Source organism: uncultured Stenotrophomonas sp. (assembly GCF_963519925.1).
Taxonomy (GTDB): domain Bacteria; phylum Pseudomonadota; class Gammaproteobacteria; order Xanthomonadales; family Xanthomonadaceae; genus Stenotrophomonas; species Stenotrophomonas maltophilia_AE.
On sequence record NZ_CAUQPH010000063.1, the window covers coordinates 1 to 20061 of the forward strand.

Consider the following 20061-nt stretch of genomic DNA (forward strand, 5'->3'; position numbering starts at 1 on the left):
GCTTCGCGGCGCGCCGCGGCCTGGCGTTCGCCGTCCTGGCGCTCGCTTTCACGGCGGGCGGCATCCTGCTGCGCGGCGATCTGCCTGGCCGCTTCGGCCTCGCTCGCCTGCTGCTGGCGCTGCTGGTCGGCGAGCTGCTTGGCCTTGTTCTCGGCGTCCTTCTTGACCTTGTCGGTCTCTTCCTGGGTCCGGGTCAGCGCGGTTTCCATGCCCTTGGTGATCCCGCTCTTCAGGCGCGGCAGGGCCGGTGCGGTGGGATCCACCTTCTCGATCAGCGCGACCAGGCGCTGGCCTTCGGCGAAGTCTTCGCGGGCCAGGCTCTGCTCGGCGGCGATCAGGGTGTACGGCTGCAGGTCGGTCAGCGCGCTCTTGATCGAGGCGTCGTCCGGGGTCTTTTCGCGCAGCGCCAGGTAGTACTCCATGGCGTTGTCGCCGGCCGGGGCGTACATGCGGTTCTCGCGCAGGGCCTTGCTGGCCAGCTCGCGCAGTTCCTCAGGACCCTTCGACTGGACCTCGGCCGAAACGGCCGGTGCCGGCGTGGCGGCCGGTGCAGTTGCGGTCGGTGCGGCCGGTGCAGTCGTGGCCGGTGCGGATTCATCCTTGCCCGAGCAGGCGGCCAGAGCCACCACCAGGGTCAGCGGCACCAGCAGGCGCGCCTTGGCGTTCGTGTTGACGTGCGACATCCAACTCCCCTTTGAAGAACGACGATACGTAAGGCCTGATGCGGTCAGGCCGACCGAAGCCCCAGGACGTTTCCCAGCGTCCGGCGCGGTACAGCAGGTGCCCAATCTAGCATCCCCGCGCCCTGCTTGGCAGGGCGCGGGGCAGGGCAGGGCGGCAGCGGGTGCGGCCCTGCCGACGCCGGGGTGTCTGGTCAGTGCGCCAGCGACTTGCTCGGCGTGTGGGACATCAGCTTGTCGGTGTAGGCGATGCCGATCGCCGACAGGATGAATGCGGCATGGATGATGGTCTGCCACATCACGCCGGTGCCGGTCATGGTGGTGCACACCAGGGTGGCGTCCGGGCCGTACTTGGCCACCATGTCCGCGGCAGCGGCATAGTAGGCCTCGGTCCGGCACAGCGGCACGCCCTCCAGGTTGCCCGCGCCAATGAAGGTCTTGAGCAGGTGGATCGAGGAGATGCCGATGATCGACAGGGCCAGCTTCACCTTCAGCACGCTGGCGTTGACGTGGCTCAGCCACTCCGGCTGATCGGGGTGGTTCTCCAGGCGCAGGCGCGAAACGAAGGTTTCATAGCCGCCCACGATGACCATCACCAGCAGGTTGGAGATCATCACCACGTCGATCAGGCCCAGCACCAGCAGCATGATTTCCTGCTCGCCCATGCTGTTGGCCTTGTGCAGCAGGTGCCACAGCTCCTTGCCGAACAGGAACACGTAGACGCACTGCGCCAGGATCAGGCCCAGGTACAGCGGCAGCTGCAGCCAGCGCGAGGCGAAGATCAGGGACGACAGGGGGCTGATGGGCTTTTCGGTCGAGCTCATGCTGGAATGCTGCGTTGCGGGGGACGCCGCAGAGTAGCGGGCCTTCATGACCCTGCCAAGCCAACTGACGCACTAGACTCGGGATTCCTGAACCGCTGGGTCCTGTCATGATCGACCTGTATTACTGGCCTACCCCGAACGGCCACAAAGTCACCCTGCTGCTGGAGGAGCTGGGCCTGCCGTACACCCTCAAGCCGGTGAACATCGGCAGCGGCGACCAGTTCAAGCCGGAATTCCTGGCGATTTCCCCCAACAACAAGATGCCCGCGCTGGTCGACCACCAGCCGACCGACGGCGGCGCTCCGCAGAGCGTGTTCGAGTCGGGCGCGATCCTGCTGTACCTGGCCGAGAAGACCGGAAAATTCCTGCCGGCCGACACCCGCGGCCGGGTGGCGGTGCTGGAGTGGCTGTTCTGGCAGATGGCTGGGCTGGGACCGATGAGCGGCCAGATGGGCCACTTCACCGTGTACGCCCCGGAGCAGATTCCGTACGCGATCGAGCGTTACGGGAACGAAGTGCGCCGCCTGCACGGGGTGATGGACAAGCGCCTGGCCAGCAGCGCGTTCCTGGCCGGGGACGACTACAGCATCGCCGACATGGCCAGCTACCCGTGGATCGGCGCGTACGACAAGCTGCCCCCGGACTTCGCCGCGTTCCCGAACCTGAAGCGCTGGCACGACGCCATCGCCGCGCGCCCGGCCACCCAGCGCGCCTACGCGCTGAAGCACAAGGTGAACCCGGACGCCGGCAAGCCCCTGAGCGAAGAAGAGCGCAAGCACCTTTTCGGCCAGCGGTAACCAGGCGGCATCGCCGCCGGTTTGCCGCGGTAGAGCCGACTGACAGTCGGCTCTACCCCCCGGTACCCCCCCGGCACCCGCGCCCCGGTTTTGGTTACGATGGCCCGCTCCCGACCGCCCCACCGGACCGGGAACGCCCAGCCGCCGCCGGAAGATTCCATGCGCCACCTTGTAGCCTCGCTCGCCCTCATGCTCGCCTCCACCACCATCGCCCACGCCGAAAAGCTCACCCTGGATGCCATCACGGGCCCGTTGCCGCTGTCCGGCCCGACCCTGATGAAGCCCAAGGTGGCCCCGGACGGCTCGCGGGTGAGCTTCCTGCGCGGCAAGGAAGCCGACCGCAACCAGCTGGACCTGTGGGCCTACGACATCGGCAGCGGCCAGACCCGCCTGCTGGTCGATTCCAAGGTGGTGCTGCCCGGCGATGAAACCCTGAGCGATGCCGAAAAGGCGCGCCGCGAACGCCAGCGCATCGCCGCCATGACCGGCATCGTCGATTACCAGTGGTCGCCCGATGCACGCACCCTGCTGTTCCCGCTGGGCGGCGAGCTGTACCTGTACGACCTGGGCAAGCAGGGCAAGGCCGCCGTGCGCCAGCTCACCCACGGCGAAGGGTTCGCCACCGACGCCAAGCTGTCGCCGAAGGGCGGTTTCGTCAGCTTCGTGCGCGAGCGCAACCTGTGGGTGATCGACCTGGCCAGCGGCAAGCAGGTCCAGCTCACCCGCGATGGCAGCGACACCATCGGCAACGGCGTGGCTGAGTTCGTCGCCGACGAGGAGATGGACCGCCACACCGGTTACTGGTGGGCGCCGGACGACTCGGCCATCGCCTTCGCGCGCATCGACGAATCGCCGGTGCCGGTGCAGAAGCGCTATGAGATGTACGCCGACCGCACCGAAATGATCGAACAGCGCTACCCGGCCGCCGGCGACCACAACGTCACCGTCAAGCTGGGCGTGGTCGCCCCGCGTGCCGATGCCGCGCCGCGCTGGGTCGACCTTGGCCGCAACCCGGACATCTACCTGGCCCGCGTCGATTGGCGCGACCCGCAGCGCCTGACCTTCCAGCGCCAGTCGCGCGACCAGAAGACCCTGGAGCTGATCCAGGCCGACCTGCAGAGCGGCAGACAGCACACGCTGGCCACCGAAACCTCGCCGACCTGGGTGCCGCTGCACAACAGCCTGCACTTCCTCGCCCAGGGCGGCTTCCTGTGGTCGTCCGAACGCAGCGGCTTCCAGCACCTGTACCGCGTGTCCGATGACGGCAGGACCGTCACCGCGCTGACCTCCGGCAACTGGCCGGTGGACGAACTGCTCGCGGTCGACGAAGCCGCCGGCAAGGTCTACTTCCGTGCCGGCGTGGACTCCTCGCGCGAAAGCCAGATCTACGCCGTGCCCCTGCAGGGCGGCCCGCTGCAGCGCCTGTCGCAGGCGCCGGGCATGCACAGTGCCAGCTTCGCGAAGAATGCCAGCGTGTACGTGGACAGCTGGTCCAACACCACCACGCCGCCGCAGATCGCGCTGCACCGTGCCAACGGTGAAAAAATCGCCACGCTGGTGGAAAACAACCTGCAGGATCCCGCTCATCCGTACGCACGCTACCTGGACGCGCAGCGCCCGGTCGAGTTCGGCACCCTCAGCGCGGCCGACGGCCGCACTCCGCTGAACTACAGCCTGATCAAGCCGACCGGCTTCGATCCGTCCAAGCGCTACCCCGTGGCGGTGTACGTATATGGCGGCCCGGCCAGCCAGACCGTCACCGACAGCTGGCCCGGCCGTGGCGACCATCTCTTCAACCAGTACCTCGCCCAGCACGGCTACGTGGTGTTCTCGCTCGACAACCGCGGCACCCCGCGTCGTGGCCGCGATTTCGGCGGCGCGCTGTACGGTGTGCAGGGCACGGTGGAAGTGGCCGACCAGCTCAAGGGCGTGGAATGGCTGAAGCGGCAGCCGTGGGTGGACCCGGCGCGGATCGGCGTGCAGGGCTGGTCCAACGGCGGTTACATGACCCTGATGCTGCTGGCCAAGGCGTCGGACCAGTACGCCTGTGGCGTGGCCGGGGCGCCGGTGACCGACTGGGGGCTGTACGACACCCACTACACCGAGCGCTACATGGACCTGCCGGCCCGCAATGCCAAGGGCTATGAGGAGGCCCGCGTGCTGGCCCACATCGACGGCCTGCGCTCGCGGCTGCTGCTGATCCACGGCATGGCCGACGACAACGTGCTGTTCACCAACTCCACCGAGCTGATGAGCGCGCTGCAGAAGCGTGGCCAGCCGTTCGAGCTGATGACCTACCCGGGGGCCAAGCACGGCCTGTCCGGCAGCAACGCGCTGCACCGTTACCGCCTGGCCGAGGATTTCCTGGCCCGCTGCCTGACCCCGTAACCCGGTCGATGCCCCCGCCACCCCCGCCCGGCGGGGGTCATGACCTCCGGCCGATTGCCGCGTCCGGCAGGAGTGCGTAGGGTCGCAGGAATACCGCCCCTCGGAGTCCTGCATGAAGCCGCTTGCCCTTGCCGTTGCGTTGGCCCTTTTCGTCCCCGCCGCGCTCAGTGCGCCGCCGGCCTTCGCTGTCACCCCTGCGGTCAAGAAGGCGCCGGCCACGCCTGCATGGGTCGCGCGCAGCAATGAGCTGGCGCAGATCCTGCTCGATGCGCAGGGTCCGTTCCAGCCGGAAGAAACCGGCTTCTTCGGCGTCCCCGGCTACGACGACAAGGTCGCCGATTTCGGCCCGGACAACGCCAAGCGCTACCGCGCGGCGATGGCCAAGGCCCGCGACACGCTGCAGGCGAAGCTGGCCACAGAGCGCGACCCGAACGTGCGCCAGGACCTGGCGATCATGATCGCCGCGGCCAACGAGAGCATCGAAGGCAGCGAGCTCAACGAAAAGTACCTGCTGCCGTGGAGCGACACCCCGCAGACCGTGTTCAGCGGCATCAACCTGCTGCTGTCCGACCAAGTACCGGCCGAGCGCCGCGCCAAGGCGCTGGACCGTTTGAAGGCCTACGCCGGCCTGGCGCCGGGCACTACCGCCATCACCACGCTGTCGCGCCAGCGCTATGAAGAGCGCCTGGCCGCCGGCAGCCTGCTGCAGCCGACGAAGATCGAGGTCGAGCAGTCGCTGGCCAACGTCGACACCTACATCACCGGCATCGAAAAGCTGTTCGACAAGTACAAGGTCGCCGGTGCCGACGAAGCACTGAAGACCATCGCCACCCAGCTGCGCGAGTACCGCGACTGGACCCGGGCCGAGGTCCTGCCCAAGGCCCGCGCCGACGCGCGCCTGCCGGCGCCGCTGTATGCGTTCCAGCTCAAGCGCGTGGGCATCGACATCGACCCGCAGCTGCTGATGCAGCGTGCGCAGCTGGAATTCATGGAAACCCGTTCGGCGATGCGCCAGCTCGCCCCGCTCGTGGTGAAGGCCAAGGGCCTGAAGGTGTCCGACCCGACCGACCCGGTGGCGGTGATCCGCGCGTTGAAGGGCGACAAGATCGCCGACGACCAGCTCGAGCACCACTACCGTGGCGTGATCGATGCGATCGACCCGATCATCCGCGAACAGAAGATCGTCGACGTGCCGCAGCGCCCGATGCAGATGCGCCTGGGCTCGGCCGCCGAAAGCGCTGCCTCGCCGGCGCCGCATTTCCTGCCCGCGCCGCTGGTCGGCAACACCGGCCAGCAGGGCACCTTCGTGCTGCCGCTGGGCAACCCCGCCGCCGGCGACAAGGCCGCGCAGTACGACGACTTCAATTTCGGCTCGGCGGCGTGGACGCTGAGCGCGCACGAAGGCCGCCCCGGCCATGAGCTGCAGTTCACCGCGATGGTGGAGCGCGGCGTCTCGCTGGCGCGCACCATGTTCGCGTTCAACTCGGTCAACGTGGAAGGCTGGGCACTGTACGCGGAAGCCGAAATGGTGCCGTACGAACCGCTGGACGGGCAGCTGATCGCCCTGCAGTTCCGCCTGCTGCGTGCCGCCCGCGCGATGCTCGACCCGATGCTCAACCTGGGCCTGATCGACCGTCCCAAGGCCGAGCGCGTGCTGATCGAAGAAGTCGGCCTGTCCAAGGCGATGGCGACCCAGGAACTGGACCGCTACATGGTGCGCATGCCCGGCCAGGCAGGCAGCTACTTCTACGGCTACACCCGCATCCTGGAACTGCGCATGCAGACCGAGCTGGCGCTGGGCGAGAAGTTCGACCGCCTGGCCTTCAACAACTTCCTGCTCGACCAGGGCCTGCTGCCGCCGGACCAGCTGGCCAAGGCGGTCAACGAAGTGTTCATTCCGCGGTACAAGGCAAAGTAATCACCTCCGCGTGGGCCACGACCAATGGTCGTGGCCTACCGACCCTGTGGTAGGTCACGACCGTTGGTCGTGACCCGCTTTCACCGCGTCGGCGTGATCGTCTGCACCGGCAACCGCTCCGCCGGCGGCGGGTTGGGCACCCATATCGCCACGCCGGCTGCGCGCCGCTGGGTGGTCGGAATGCCGATCCCCACGCCGCCGCCGCTGTGCGAGCCGTAACTGCCGCCGCCGACCGAGAGGCCGCCGCCGGAACTGCTGGACGCCACGCCCATCAGGATCACCCCATTGGCGCCCAGCGCCGCCGCTTCCTTCTTCAGCCGCGCCACGGCCGCATCGGTCTGGCCCTGGGTGCCGAAGCCCACCGCGCTGGAGGACTCCAGCTGCGCGATTTCGACCGAGCCCGGCGGCGGGGTGGAATAGATCTGCACCAGTGCCGGGTCGGTAGGGGGGCGAGTCTGGCCCAGCATCACCCGGGACGTGTTGGCGCAGCCGGTCATCACCAGCAGCACGCCGAGCAGCGGAAGGATTCGAATGTTCATGGGTCTACCCCTTGTAGGGCCTGGTCGGCCTGCGCCTGGATCATCCGGGCTGGCCGCTGAATCCGCGCCAACCTGTTCCGGCAAACCGTACCACCGCCGCAGTGAGCCTGCCGCATCCCGTTCTTGCCACCGCCATCACGCGCCGCTGGCGGCGTGGTCGCTACGCTGCCGCGAGCATTTTCAGGAAGGGGAAAGGGGCATGGGACTGATCAGTCTGCTGTGGGGCGTGCTGGCGCTGTTGTGGATGATCCTGGCGCTGATACCGCTGCTGGGCTGGGGCAACTGGTTCCTGATTCCGTTCGCCGCAGTGGGCGCGGTGATCGGCGCGCTGGGCATCCTGTTCACCCACCCGACCAAGCGCGGCCGCGCCTGGACCGGCCTGCTGCTGAATGCCGTGGTGGTGGTGGTGGGAATCGTACGGTTGTCGCTGGGCGGTGGGGTCATCTGACGGTCCTGCGTGCGACGTAGGGTCGCACTGGCGAAGGTGTCGCAGGCAAGGGCGTAGAATGCGTGCCCCATGATCATTCGTCCCCGCCCCCACGGCTGGCAGCTGCTGTACATCTTGCGCGGCTCCATCGTGCCTGCCATCGCGCCCAAGGTGGCGGCGATCTTCGTGCTCGCCGTTGCCGTGGCCGCTTTCGCCGAGTGGGCCCACCCGCCCGGCATCGAGCGGGTCTCGGTGGCCCCGTTCACCCTGCTCGGGCTGGTGCTGTCGATCTTCCTCAGCTTCCGCAACAACGCCTGCTTCGACCGCTGGTGGGAAGCGCGCAAGCTCTGGGGCCAGCTCATCTATGAGCTGCGCAGCCTGGCGCGCCTGTGCAGCACGCTGCTGGCCGGACAGCCGGCGCGTGCCGACCGCATCTGTCGCCTGGGGATCGGGTTCGCGCATGCGCTGGCCGCCCGCCTGCGCGGGCAGGACGCCGCGCTGGCCGGGCTGCCGTGGGTGCCGGAGGCCGACCGGGACCGCTATGCGCAGCGCCAGAACGTACCCGACCAGCTGCTGGCGATGATCGCGGCGGAAGCCTCGGCGGCGCTGCGCGCCGGCGACATCGACAGCATCCTGTTTTCCCAGTTCGAAGCCCGCCTGCATGCGCTCTCCAGCGTCCAGGCCGGCTGCGAGCGCATCCGGCTGACTCCCCTGCCGTTCGCCTACACCCTGCTGCTGCACCGCTGCGCCTGGATGTTCTGCGTGCTGCTTCCGTTCGGCCTGGCCAGTTCGCTGGGCTGGGCCACCCCGGTGGTGTCGGCGGTGCTGGCGTACGCCTTCTTCGGGCTGGACCAGCTGGGCGAAGAGATGGAAGAGCCGTTCGGACTGGAACCGAACGACCTGCCGCTGGATGCGATGGTGCGCACCATCGAAATCGACCTGCTCGACAGCCTGGGCGTGCGCCCGCTGCCGGAGCCCCTGCAACCGCAGCGCTACCTGCTGCAGTAACCCACCCCGTTGGAGCATTCCATGGCCCACCCCGACTATCGCCCCCGCCGCATGCGCCACGACGAGTTCTCGCGCCGCCTGATGCGCGAGAACACGCTGACCACCGACGACCTGATCTACCCGGTGTTCGTGCACGAACTGGCCGGGCGCGCGCCGGTGGCGTCGATGCCGGGCGTGGAACGCCTGTCCATCGATGAGCTGCTGAAAGTGGCCGAAGAAGCGCTGGAGCTGGGCATTCCGGTGATCGACCTGTTCCCGGTGATCGACCCGGCCGGCAAATCGCTGGATGCGGCCGCGGCGTGGGATGAAAACGGTCTGGCGCAGCGTGCGATCCGCGCGCTGAAGTCGCGTTTTCCCGAGCTGGGGGTGATGACCGACGTGGCACTGGACCCGTACACCACGCACGGCCAGGACGGGATCATCGACGACAAGGGCTATGTGCTCAACGACATCACCGTAGCCGCGCTGGTGAAGCAGTCGCTGTCGCACGCCGAGGCCGGGGTGGACATCATCTCGCCGTCGGACATGATGGACGGCCGCATCGGCGCGATCCGCCGTGCGCTGGACGCCCAGAACCACGTCAACGTGCGCATCATGGCGTACTCGGCCAAGTACGCCTCGGCGTTCTACGGTCCGTTCCGCGACGCGGTGGGCAGCTCGGCCAGCCTCGGCAAGGCCGACAAGAAGACCTACCAGATGGATCCGGCCAACGGCGACGAGGCCATGCGCGAAATCGCGCTGGACCTGGAGGAGGGCGCGGACATGGTGATGGTCAAGCCGGGCATGCCCTACCTGGACCTGGTGCGGCGGGTGAAGCAGCAGTTCGGCGTGCCGACCTTCGCGTACCAGGTCAGCGGCGAGTACGCGATGATGAAGGCGGCCTTCGCCAATGGCTGGCTGGACGAACGCGCCTGCGTGCTGGAGTCGCTGATCGGTTTCAAGCGGGCCGGTGCCGATGGCGTGCTGACCTATTTCGCCCCGCAGGTGGCGCGTTGGCTGCGCGAGCGCTGACAATACCCGCCATTACGTACAACAGGACGACGACGATGCAGACGATGGGATGGGTGCAGTGGCTGACCTGGGGCACCGGGGTCACCGTGTTCGCGGTGGTGATCGGCCTGATCATCCGCAGCGCGGTGCGTGCCTCCCGGCGCGCGCCGGAACAACCGTCGGCCGCCGCCCGCCTGGCCCGCGAAGCCAACCTGTCGCCCACGGTGCAGGCCGAACTGGCCGCGCTGAACCAGCGCAAGGACAACGGCGAGATCAGCGAAGCCGAGTACGAACAGCAGCGCGCCGCGCTGCTGCGCGCGCACTGAACACCGCCGCACCGGCCGGGTGTGCCCGCACCGGATGTCGATGCACCGGCGGGTAGGGTCGGTTCCCAAACGACCGCCGATGGCATTGATCGGCGCTGGGACGCATGACCCTCACCGGCGAGGCCTTTCCTTCACAGGTAATGCCCTACCGCGGTGACCAACGTTATCGGCGGTCGATAGGGATGCGACCCTACCGGCATGCAGTCACTGCGGGCGTCCGCAATCTATACAGATCCAACCCGCCCGCCCTGGGCGACCGCGCCTGCCCGGCCACCACCAGCTCGCTGGGCTTGGACGCATCCACCACCGGCGCGCCGGTCTGCCCGTCGGCGGTATTGAACGACAGCCCCAGCGGCACCGCCGCCGTGCCGTAATCGCAGCCCACCTGCCAGACCTGCGAATGCCCATCCGCCACGCGGGTGAACAACAGCGCCCCGCCCGTGCCCAGCCAATCGCCCCCCAGTTCGTCGGCCGCGCTGTTGAGCGGTGCCGGCAGTGCCACGACCTCCGCTACGTCGCTGCCCCGCACTGCGGCGCGATACAGGTCGAACCCGCCCTGGCCACCCTTGCCATTGCGGGCGAACAGCAGCGCCTGCCCATCCGCGCGCAGGGCAGGCCGGCGCTCATCGGCGCAGGTGTTGATCGACTCCGGCAGCGCCGTCACCGGGCCCGCCCCACCGTCGGCCAGCACCGCCACCCGGTACAGGTCGAAGCCACCGCGCCCGCCGGCGCGGTTGGAGGCAAACCACAGCGTGGTCCCGTCATGGCTGAAAAAGGGATCGGTCTCGTCGCCCGCCGTATTCAACGCCAGCGGCGCCGGATCCTGCCAGCGCCCGTCGCGCAGCCGGGCCTGCCACAGGTCCCAGCCGCCGGCGCCGCCCGGCCGGTCGCTGGCCCACACGATGCGCTGCCCGTCCGGGGAAATCGTGGCCTGCGCCTCGTTGGCCTTGGTCGAGACCACGCCCATGCCTTCGATGCCGAATTCGGAAAGCGCCATCGCGCCGGGTGCGGAGAGTAAACTCACGCTCAGCGCGAGCAGAGACAAGGGAGTGCGCATCGTCGCTTCCATTGGGGTTCGTGTTTCAATCCAGGCCGGAGTTTAAGACACCCATGACCGCCCGTTACGCCGTATTCGGCCAGCCCATCGCCCACTCGCTGTCGCCGTACATCCACACCGAGTTCGCCCGCCAGGAAGGCATCGCGCTGGACTACCAGGCCATTGAAGCCAGTGCCGCGCAGTTCCCGGCCGTGCTGGAGGCGTTCGCCGCCGACGGCGGCATGGGTGCCAACGTGACCGCGCCGCTCAAGGAAGTCGCCTTCGCGCTGTGCAGGACGTTCACCTCGCGGGCCAAGTTGGCCGGTTCGGTCAACACGCTGCTGCGCAAGGGCGACAGCTGGCACGGCGATACCACCGACGGCGTCGGCCTGGTGCGCGACCTCACCGAACGGCACCTGCTGGACCTGCGTGGTCGCCGCGTGCTGCTGCTCGGCGCCGGTGGCTCGGCGCGCAGCGTTGCCCCGGCCCTTCTGGACGCCGGCATCCTCGAGCTCATGGTGGTCAACCGCACCTCCGAACGCGCAGACGAGCTGGTGGACGCCATCGGTGAGCCGGACCGCGCCAAGACCCGCCACTGGGAAGACCTGGATGCCCTTGGCGATTTCGAACTGATCGTCAATGCCACCTCCGCCGGCCGCGATCCCACGGCCAACTTCGTGCTGCCGATGTCGCTGGTCAACAGCATGACCACCGCAGTGGACCTGAACTACGGCGAGGCTGCCATTGCCTTCCTGGCGTGGGCGCGCGCAATGGGCTGCCGCAACACTGTCGACGGCCTCGGCATGCTGGTCGAGCAGGCCGCCACCAGTTTCCTGCAGTGGCATGAAACGCGCCCGGAAACCGACGAGGTCTACAAAAAGCTGCGCGAGCGTGCTGCGCTGGCGGCGGCGGAATGAACGCCAGCATGGATCTCCTGCTCAGCCTGCTGGGCATGGCCGCCATACGCTTGCCGGTGCTGATCGCGCTGGGCATTTCCCTGGTCTGGGTGGTGGACACCCCGCGCGGTGCCATCCGCACCGTTGCGCTGTGGGCGCTGGGCCTGCTGGCGGTCGCCACGCTGGCCGGGCTGGCCCTGAACATCGTGCCGGTCTGGCTGGTCGAAACCGGCAACTATGGCAACGTCCAGGCGCTGTCGTGGTGGCTGGGTGGCGGCCACTTCCTGTTGGGCATCGTCGAGGCGCTGGGCACCGTGCTGCTGGTCTGGGCCATGACCCGCGCGCTGCGCAACCGCGCCCGCCCCGCCGCCTGAGCGCAGGCCAGGGGCATCGCGGTACCCGGTCACGGATCTGAACCGACGCGGAAAACCCTGCGTCGGTTACGGTCCCCGGACGTGAGAAAATACCCGCCTGATCCAGGCAGGACCCTCACGGCGTGACCGAAAAAGTTGAAGCCCCGCGCGCGCTGAACGACGAGCTCAAGACCGTCATCCGCGATGCCTACGCCAAGCTGCAGGCCAATACCCCCGGCTTCAGCACGCGGCGTTCGCAGAGCCAGATGATCGGCGTGGTCTCGCGTGCGCTGTCGCAGAGCGGCGGCGTCGGCGTGGTCGAGGCCCCGACCGGGGTCGGCAAGAGCCTGGGCTACCTCACCGCCGGGGTGCCGATCGCCCTGGCCACGAAGAAAAAGCTGGTGATCAGCACCGGCACCGTGGCGCTGCAGTCGCAGCTGGTCGAGCGCGACATTCCCAATTTCCTCAAGGCCACCGGCCTGGAGGCCACCGTGGCCCTGGCCAAGGGCCGCACCCGCTACCTGTGCACCCGCAATGCCGCCGAGGCGCATGGCGACGGCGCCCAGGAGGGCATGTTCGAAGACGAGCAGCCGCTGTTCGACCGGCCGCTGGCGCCGATCGAAATGGACCTGGCGCAGAAGCTCAGCAAGGACTTCGTCGAGGGGCGCTGGAACGGCGACCTGGACAACGCGCCCGACACCATCAGCCCGTCGCTGCGCTCGCGCATCACCACCCCGGCCTCCGGCTGTGCCGGGCGCAAGTGCGCCTACTCCGCCCAGTGCGCGGTGCTGCGTGCGCGCAACACCGTGCGCGACGCACAGATCGTGGTCACCAATCACGCGCTGCTGCTGTCGGCGCTGTCCATTGGCGAAAGCGATAATGGCCAACCGCTTATCGCGCCGCCGTCGGACATGCTGCTGGTGCTCGACGAAGGCCACCACATCGGCAACGTGGCCATCGACCAGGGCGCGGCCAGCCTGGCCCTGGACGACATGGCCAAGCGCACCGGGCGCCTGCAGATCGTGATCGCGGCCGCCTACCGCGCGGTGGACAAGGACAAGCTGGGCAACCTGCTGCCCAACGAGGCCATCGACGTCGCCGCGCGGGTCAGCAAGCAGCTGCGCGCCTTCCGCGACGTGGTCGAGCGCAGCTGGCAGCCCGATCCCAGCGCGCAGGAGCCGATGTGGCGCGCACCGAACGGACGCCTGCCGGAGATCTGGATGGCCGACATCGAGGCGTTGGCCGACGACACCCGCGCGCTGTTCAACTGGGCCCACGCCGCGCAGTCGCAGGTGGCCAAGGGCAAGCCCGAAGACGCCGCGCGCGAGCGCCTGCAGCGCACATTGGGCATGGCGCTGGAAATGATCGAACAGCAGCACAACCTGTGGACCGCCTGGCGCCGCGAAGACAAGGAGGGCCAGCCGCCGTTCGCGCGCTGGGTGACGCTGTCGCGCGATGGCGACCTGATCCTGCACGGCTCGCCGGTGTCGGCCGCCAGCGTGCTGCGCAAGCTGCTGTGGGACGAAGTGGATTCGGTGGTGATGACCTCGGCCACGCTCACCGGCGGCGGCGACTTCCAGGCGCTGGCGATCGACAACGGCATTCCGCCCGAGGCCGAAATGGTCTCGCTGGCCTCGCCGTTCGACCTGCCCAACCAGGCCGAGCTGATCGTGCCCAACTTCCCGGTGACCCCGGATGATCGCGACCGGCACCCGAAGGAAGTGGCCAAGTACCTGGTGAAGGAGCTGGACTGGAACAAGGGCAGCATCGTCCTGTTCACCTCGCGCTGGAAGATGGAGAAGGTGGCCGAGCTGATGCCCGCCGCGCAGCGCAAGCAGGTGCTGGTACAGGGCGAAACCGCCAAGCAGAAGATGATCGACGAACACCTGCGCCGCACCTCGGCTGGCGAGGGCTCGGTGCTGTTCGGCTTGAACTCGTTCGGCGAGGGCCTGGATCTACCGGGCGAGGCCTGCACCACGGTGGTGATCACCCAGGTGCCGTTCGCGGTGCCGACCGATCCGCAGACCTCCACCCTGAGCGAATGGTTCGAGAGCCGTGGCTTGAACGCGTTCAACCTGATTGCGGTGCCGCACGCGCTGCGCACGCTGACCCAGTTCGCAGGGCGATTGATCCGCACCTCCACCGACACCGGCCGCGTGATCATCCTCGACTCGCGCCTGATCAGCCGCCGCTACGGCAAGCGCATCATCGACGCGTTGCCGCCGTTCAAGCGGGTTATCGGCTGATCGGCCGTTTCCACGGAATGCCGCCAGGCAAGGTAGGGTCGGTTCCCAAACGACCGCCGATAACGCTGATCGGCACTGGGACGCATGATCTTCACCGGAGAGGCTTCTCCGTCACGGTTCATGCCCCATCGCGCTGCCGCACATCAACGGCGGTCGATAGGGATGCGACCCTACCAACGGGCGCCGACCCAGCGTACGGGACTGGACGCCGTAGAGCCACGCCCTGCGTGGCTGCGCGGACTCAAAGTCTGCCCAGATCCCGCACCGCGCCCTTGTCGGCACTGGTGGCCAACAACGCATAGGCCTTGAGCGCCCCGGTCACCTTGCGCGGGCGTGCCTCACGCGGTTTCCAGCCCAAGGCATCCTGCTCCGCACGCCGCACCGCCAACGTCGCTTCATCCACCAGCACATCGATCCGCCGCGCCGGAATATCGATCCGGATCCGGTCGCCATCGCGCACCAGCCCGATCGTGCCGCCCGCCGCCGCTTCCGGCGACGCATGCCCGATCGACAGCCCGGACGTTCCGCCCGAGAAGCGCCCATCGGTCAGCAGCGCACACTGTTTGCCCAGCCCCTTAGATTTCAGGTAACTGGTGGGGTACAGCATCTCCTGCATGCCCGGCCCACCGCGCGGGCCCTCATAGCGGATCACCACCACATCGCCTGCGCCCACCTCGTCGGCCAGGATGCCCTGCACCGCGGCATCCTGGCTCTCGAACACCTTCGCGTTGCCCTCGAACACATGGATGGACTCATCCACGCCGGCGGTTTTCACCACGCACCCGTCTTCGGCCAGGTTGCCGCGCAGCACTGCGAGCCCGCCCTCGGCGGAATACGCGTTGGCCACATCGCGGATGCAGCCATCGGCCCGGTCCAGGTCCAGTGACGGCCAACGCGTAGCCTGGCTGAAAGCCACCTGGGTGGGAATGCCAGCCGGGCCGGCACTGAAGAATTCGTGCACGCCCGCATCGTCGGTCACCGCCACGTCCCAGCGCGCAATCGCGTCGGCCAGGGTGCGGCTGTGCACGGTGGGCACCCCGGTATGCAGCAGCCCGCCGCGCGCCAGCGACCCCAGGATCGCGAACACACCACCGGCGCGGTGCACGTCCTCCATGTGGTACTTCGGCGTGTTCGGCGCCACCTTGCACAGCTGCGGCACGCGCCGCGACAGCGCATCGATCGCATGCAGGTCGAAGTCCACTTCCGCCTCCTGCGCGGCGGCCAGCAGGTGCAGGATGGTGTTGGTGGAACCGCCCATGGCGATATCCAGCGTCATCGCGTTCTCGAACGCGGCACGCGTGGCAATGCCGCGCGGCAGCGCCGTGGCATCTTCGCCGCCGTACCAGCGGTGGCACAGCTCCACCACCAGCCGGCCGGCGCGGCGGAACAGCTGCTCGCGGTCGGCATGCGTAGCCAGTGTCGAGCCGTTGCCCGGCAGCGACAACCCCAACGCTTCGGTCAGGCAGTTCATCGAGTTGGCGGTGAACATGCCCGAACACGACCCGCAGGTGGGGCAGGCACTGCGCTCGTACTCGGCGACCTTTTCATCCGAGGCGCTGGCATCGGCGGCGATCACCATCGCATCCACCAGGTCCAGCTTGTGCTCGGCCAGTCGCGTCTTGCCCGCTTCCATCGGCCCGCCGGACACGAACACCACCGGAATGTTCAGCCGCAGCGCGGCCATCAGCATGCCCGGGGTGATCTTGTCGCAGTTCGAAATGCACACAAGCGCGTCGGCACAGTGCGCGTTGACCATGTACTCGACCGAGTCGGCGATGATCTCGCGGCTGGGCAGCGAATACAGCATGCCGTCATGGCCCATCGCGATGCCGTCGTCCACCGCGATGGTGTTGAACTCCTTGGCGACGCCGCCAACCTGTTCGATCTCGCGCGCCACCAGCTGGCCCAGGTCCTTGAGGTGGACGTGGCCGGGCACGAACTGGGTAAATGAATTGGCGATGGCGATGATCGGCTTGTGGAAGTCCGCATCGGTCATGCCGGTGGCGCGCCACAGCGCGCGGGCCCCGGCCATGTTGCGGCCGGCGGTGGAAGTACGGGAACGGTATTCAGGCATGGGGGCTGGCAGGATCTGGCGGGCCGTGGGGGCGCGTTGCCATTCGATTCTGCCGAAAAAATCCGGTTGCGTTTGCAACCGACGCTGTTGGCCATCCTGAAACGCTGTTCATCTTTTCGCCTTTGCCGATTTTGGTTGTTGGCCCCGATCAGGCATGATTGAGGGGATACCGAAAGGGGGGCACACCGCCATGAAACGTTCCAGGACCACCGCACTGCTGCTGATGAGCGCCGCGCCGCTGCTGTTCACTGCCTGTTCCAAGCAGGAAAGCGTGCAGACGCAGGAGGGGCTGTACACCTCGGTGGAAGCCTGTACCGAAGCCACGGGCGACCCCTCCAGCTGCCGTACCGCCTTTGCCGAGGCGCAGAAGCAGTCGGCCGACGCGGCCCCCAAGTACGCCTCGCGTGCCGAATGCGAAGCCGAGTACAACGCCGAACAGTGCGTGGAACAGAAGACCTCCACCGGTCATTCGTTCATCGGGCCGATGATGATGGGCTTCTTCATGTCGCAGATGCTCAGCAACCGTGGCGGTGCCGGCCTGGCGCAGGCCCCGGCGGCGGCACCGGCTTACCAGGACAAGGCCAAGGGCTGGGCGCGCCCGGCCCCGGGCGGCAGCGGTGGCCTGAACACCGCCAGCGGCATCGGCGCCGGCAAGGCCGGGCTCGCCCCGGTCAACGCCACCCCGAACCGTGCGGTCACCGCAAGCCGTGGCGGCTTCGGCAACACCAGCAGCAGCCGCAGCAGCTACGGCGGCTGATCGGATGAAGCGTGTGCGTATCGACGAGCGCAGCCAGTGGCGCGCTCGTGCGGCCGAGTCCGGCTTCCGCTTCCACACCATCGACGGCCTGCCGTACTGGGATGAAACCGCCTACTACGCCTTCACCCTGCGCCAGATCGAAAACGACATCGAAGATCCCAGCGCGCAGCTGCATGCGATGGCCATGGACCTGGTCGACGAGGTGGTCCGCAGCGAGCAGCTGATGGACCAGCTGGCCATTCCGCCGGCGTTCCGCGACTGGATTGCCGACAGCTGGCGCCGCCGCGAGCCGCACCTGTATGGCCGGCTGGATTTCGCCTATGACGGTACCGGCCCGGCCAAGCTCTACGAGCTCAATTACGACACGCCGACCTCGCTGTTCGAGGCCGCGTTCTTCCAGTGGCAATGGTTGGAAGACCAGCGCAACCAGAACCGGTTGCCGCCGCAGGCCGACCAGTTCAACGCCATCCACGAAGCGCTGGTGGACCGTTTCGCCGAATTGAGCGCGCAGTTGCCACCGCCGCTGTACTTCAGTGCCGTGGGCGCCTCGGAAGAGGACCAGGGCACCGTGGACTACCTGCGCGACTGCGCGGCGCAGGCCGGGCTGCGTGGCGAAGCGATCGCGATCGAAGACATCGGCCTGTCCGAGGACGGCCGGTTCACCGCGCTGGACGACACCGTCATCGGCAGCCTGTTCAAGTTGTATCCGCTGGAAGACCTGATGACCGAGTCGTTCGGGCAGGCGCTGCCCACCTCGGGCGTGCAGCTGCTGGAACCGGCGTGGAAGGCCATCCTGAGCAACAAGGGCGTGCTGCCGCTGCTGTGGCAGCGCCACCGGGGCCACCCGAACCTGCTGGCGGCCGAGTTCGACGACGGCAGCGCGCTGCCGGCCGGCTGGGTGCGCAAGCCGCTGTTCTCACGCGAAGGCGCCAACGTGGCCATGCACCTGGCCGATGGCAGCTGGCAGGAAAGCGAAGGCCCGTACACCGGCCCGGCGATCCGCCAGGCTGCGCACCCGCTCACCGCGTTCGACGGCGGCTACCCGTTGATCGGCAGCTGGGTGGTGGGTGACCATGCCTGCGGCATGGGCATCCGCGAAGACGACAGCCGCATCACCCGCGACAGCGCCCGGTTTGTCCCGCACGCAATCATCGACGAAGCACCAACGCGGATTTACGTCTGACGGGGCAACGGCGTCACGACCAACGGTCGTGACCTATCGGCCAAGCGGCCGTTTACCCGATCGAACCGGCGATGCGGTCGGTCCGACCCCCCCGCGCCAAACCCGACCGGTAGGTATCGACCGTTGGTCGATACGTGCCTACAGCAACCCGTCGCGTTTGACGGCGAGGTAGCGCTCCACCAGTGCGCCTGGCAGCGCATCGGCCGTCACATCCAGCACCATCACCCGATGGCTGCGCAGTGCTTCATGCGCGTCATTGCGCTGCTGCAGGTAACGCGCGATGGCACCGGCCTGGGTCGCGTCCTGCAGCGTTTCCACCTCCTGCTCCAACGCCACGTCCAGCTCGCGCTCGCGCAGGCTGGCCACGCACACCAGGTGCTGGCGCTGCAGCAGGCGCACCGCCACCAGCAGGTCTTCGATATCCTCATCGCGCACGTTGGTGACCAGCATCACCAGCGAACGCCGGCGCTGGCGCAGGCTCAGTTCGGTGGCGGCGGCCAGGTAATCGGTGGCCACCGGTTGCGCCTGCAGGTCGTAGCTGGCGCGCAGCAGCGCGTCGATCGCGCCCATGCCACGCTGTGGCGCCACCCAGCGGCTCTCGCCACCGGTGGCGAACAGGCCCACGCCATCGCCCTGGCGCAGCGCCAGGTAGGACACCACCAGTGACGCGTTGAGCACGTGGTCGAAGTGCGACAGCCCGCCTTCGCTGGCCATCATGCGCCGACCGGTGTCGATCATCAGCACCAGCTGCTGGTTCTTTTCGTCCTGGTACTCGCGCGAAATCAGCTTGCGCGCGCGCGAGGTCGCCTTCCAGTCGATCTGGCGCAGGCTGTCGCCGATGCGGTACTCGCGCATCTGGTGGAAATCGGTGCCTTCGCCACGGCGGCGCTTGAGATGCGCACCGACCAGCCGCGAGGCCTGTTCGGCACTGAACAACGCAAAGCGGGTCAGCGGCGCGAAGTTGGGGTACACCCGCACGGTCAGCGCCGGCGGCAGCAGGCGGCGCTGGCGCCACATCCGCCACGGCGCATGCAGGCGCAGGTGCACGCCGTCGAACACGAAGCGGCCGCGCGCGGTCGGGGTCAACGTGTACTCCACGCTGCTGGCCACCAGCGGCTTCAGCGTCAACGCACGCGGCAGGCCCTGCAGCGTCCACGCACCGGGCACCAGGTCGAACACCTCCACGCGCTGCCGGCGGCTGGATTCGAAGCGCAGCGTGGTCCGCCGTTCGACGTTCAGCGCCAGCGCCTCGGGCAGTTCGCGCTGTACGCTGGGGGAGGGCTCCGCGCGCAGCCGCAGCAGGTCCACCAGTGCGAGTACGGCGATCACCGCTGCGGACGCCCACCACGCCGCCACCGGCAGCAGGCCGAACGCGACCGGCAGCCCAAGCAGTCCCCAGCCGACCAGCAGCATCAGCAGCAGCGGGCCGGGCCTCATTTGCGCGGCGCTTCCACCTTGGCCAGCAGCGCAGTCAACGCATCGTCGGCCGACTGGCCTTCAATCTGCAGTTCCGGGGCCAGCGCGATGCGGTGGCGCAGCGCTGGGCGGGCGATCTCGCGCACGTCGTCGGGGGTGACGAAATCGCGCCCGGCCAGCACCGCCTGCGCCCGCGCCGCGCG

The 20061-nt window shown here is 68.2% G+C and carries 18 protein-coding genes and 1 pseudogene; 12 read left to right on the forward strand and 7 right to left on the reverse strand.

Features of this window, described 5'->3' with window-relative positions:
- Together RWO33_RS12195 and RWO33_RS12200 are read right to left on the reverse strand one after the other, a co-directional pair.
- Positions 1–683, reverse strand: a 683-nt coding sequence (locus tag RWO33_RS12195; protein ID WP_314105060.1) for an energy transducer TonB, incomplete at its 3' end; no start/stop codon positions are given.
- Positions 684–874: 191 nt separating this feature from the next.
- Positions 875–1504 (reverse strand): TIGR00645 family protein, encoded by a 630-nt coding sequence (locus tag RWO33_RS12200; protein WP_145478751.1) that lies wholly within the window; start codon positions 1502–1504, stop codon positions 875–877.
- A gap of 107 nt (positions 1505–1611) precedes the next feature.
- Between RWO33_RS12200 and RWO33_RS12205 the strand changes: the two genes are divergently transcribed.
- The 3 genes from RWO33_RS12205 (at position 1612) to RWO33_RS12215 (ending at position 6607) form a co-directional block, all read left to right on the forward strand.
- Entirely contained in the window at positions 1612–2301 is a 690-nt protein-coding gene (locus RWO33_RS12205) for a glutathione S-transferase N-terminal domain-containing protein (RefSeq protein WP_314105061.1), read from the forward strand.
- 159 nt (positions 2302–2460) lie between these two features.
- Positions 2461–4689: a S9 family peptidase gene (locus tag RWO33_RS12210; protein WP_314105062.1), complete on the forward strand. Its 2229-nt coding sequence runs from the start codon at positions 2461–2463 to the stop codon at positions 4687–4689.
- Positions 4690–4801: 112 nt separating this feature from the next.
- Entirely contained in the window at positions 4802–6607 is a 1806-nt protein-coding gene (locus tag RWO33_RS12215) for a DUF885 domain-containing protein (RefSeq protein WP_314105063.1), read from the forward strand.
- Between the two features lie 80 nt (positions 6608–6687).
- Here RWO33_RS12215 and RWO33_RS12220 read toward each other — a convergent pair whose 3' ends face one another.
- Positions 6688–7146: a hypothetical protein gene (locus RWO33_RS12220; protein WP_314105064.1), complete on the reverse strand. Its 459-nt coding sequence runs from the start codon at positions 7144–7146 to the stop codon at positions 6688–6690.
- Positions 7147–7345: 199 nt separating this feature from the next.
- Here RWO33_RS12220 and RWO33_RS12225 point away from each other — a divergent pair, with 199 nt between their 5' ends.
- The 4 genes from RWO33_RS12225 to RWO33_RS12240 all read left to right on the forward strand — a co-directional run bounded on the left by RWO33_RS12225 (position 7346) and on the right by RWO33_RS12240 (position 9897).
- Complete coding sequence (locus RWO33_RS12225) at positions 7346–7594, forward strand: hypothetical protein (RefSeq protein WP_145478760.1); 249 nt, start codon at positions 7346–7348, stop codon at positions 7592–7594.
- 69 nt (positions 7595–7663) lie between these two features.
- A complete protein-coding gene (locus RWO33_RS12230) occupies positions 7664–8581 on the forward strand; it encodes a bestrophin family ion channel (protein ID WP_314105065.1) in 918 nt (305 codons plus the stop codon).
- A gap of 21 nt (positions 8582–8602) precedes the next feature.
- A complete protein-coding gene (hemB, locus tag RWO33_RS12235) occupies positions 8603–9592 on the forward strand; it encodes a porphobilinogen synthase (RefSeq protein ID WP_068854378.1) in 990 nt (329 codons plus the stop codon).
- A gap of 35 nt (positions 9593–9627) precedes the next feature.
- On the forward strand, positions 9628–9897 hold the full coding sequence (locus RWO33_RS12240; RefSeq protein ID WP_314105066.1) for an SHOCT domain-containing protein: 270 nt from the start codon (positions 9628–9630) through the stop codon (positions 9895–9897).
- 190 nt (positions 9898–10087) lie between these two features.
- Here RWO33_RS12240 and RWO33_RS12245 read toward each other — a convergent pair whose 3' ends face one another.
- Complete coding sequence (locus RWO33_RS12245) at positions 10088–10954, reverse strand: TolB-like protein (RefSeq protein WP_314105067.1); 867 nt, start codon at positions 10952–10954, stop codon at positions 10088–10090.
- A gap of 53 nt (positions 10955–11007) precedes the next feature.
- On the opposite strand from RWO33_RS12245, the gene aroE reads away from it, so the two are divergent.
- From aroE to dinG, 3 genes are all read left to right on the forward strand, one after another.
- Positions 11008–11850 carry a shikimate dehydrogenase gene (gene aroE, locus RWO33_RS12250; RefSeq protein ID WP_314105068.1) on the forward strand — a complete coding sequence of 281 codons (843 nt, stop codon included), beginning with the start codon at positions 11008–11010 and terminating at the stop codon, positions 11848–11850.
- 8 nt (positions 11851–11858) lie between these two features.
- Positions 11859–12203, forward strand: coding sequence for a hypothetical protein (locus RWO33_RS12255; RefSeq protein WP_145478779.1), 345 nt, complete (start codon positions 11859–11861; stop codon positions 12201–12203).
- 122 nt (positions 12204–12325) lie between these two features.
- Complete coding sequence (dinG, locus tag RWO33_RS12260) at positions 12326–14428, forward strand: ATP-dependent DNA helicase DinG (RefSeq protein WP_314105069.1); 2103 nt, start codon at positions 12326–12328, stop codon at positions 14426–14428.
- A gap of 241 nt (positions 14429–14669) precedes the next feature.
- Here dinG and ilvD read toward each other — a convergent pair whose 3' ends face one another.
- Positions 14670–16502 (reverse strand): dihydroxy-acid dehydratase, encoded by a 1833-nt coding sequence (ilvD, locus tag RWO33_RS12265; RefSeq protein WP_314105070.1) that lies wholly within the window; start codon positions 16500–16502, stop codon positions 14670–14672.
- Between the two features lie 190 nt (positions 16503–16692).
- Here ilvD and RWO33_RS12270 point away from each other — a divergent pair, with 190 nt between their 5' ends.
- Both RWO33_RS12270 and RWO33_RS12275 read left to right on the forward strand, forming a co-directional pair.
- Entirely contained in the window at positions 16693–17259 is a 567-nt protein-coding gene (locus RWO33_RS12270; RefSeq protein WP_145478785.1) for a DUF1190 domain-containing protein, read from the forward strand.
- Between the two features lie 4 nt (positions 17260–17263).
- Positions 17264–18442, forward strand: a complete 1179-nt coding sequence (locus RWO33_RS12275; protein ID WP_314105071.1) for a glutathionylspermidine synthase family protein — start codon at positions 17264–17266, stop codon at positions 18440–18442.
- 138 nt (positions 18443–18580) lie between these two features.
- Here RWO33_RS12275 and RWO33_RS12280 read toward each other — a convergent pair whose 3' ends face one another.
- Positions 18581–19879, reverse strand: a complete 1299-nt coding sequence (locus RWO33_RS12280) for a DUF58 domain-containing protein (RefSeq protein ID WP_314105072.1) — start codon at positions 19877–19879, stop codon at positions 18581–18583.
- Positions 19876–20061, reverse strand: a pseudogene (locus RWO33_RS12285) (AAA family ATPase); the annotation flags it as partial. The pseudogene RWO33_RS12285 and the gene RWO33_RS12280, both read right to left, overlap by 4 nt.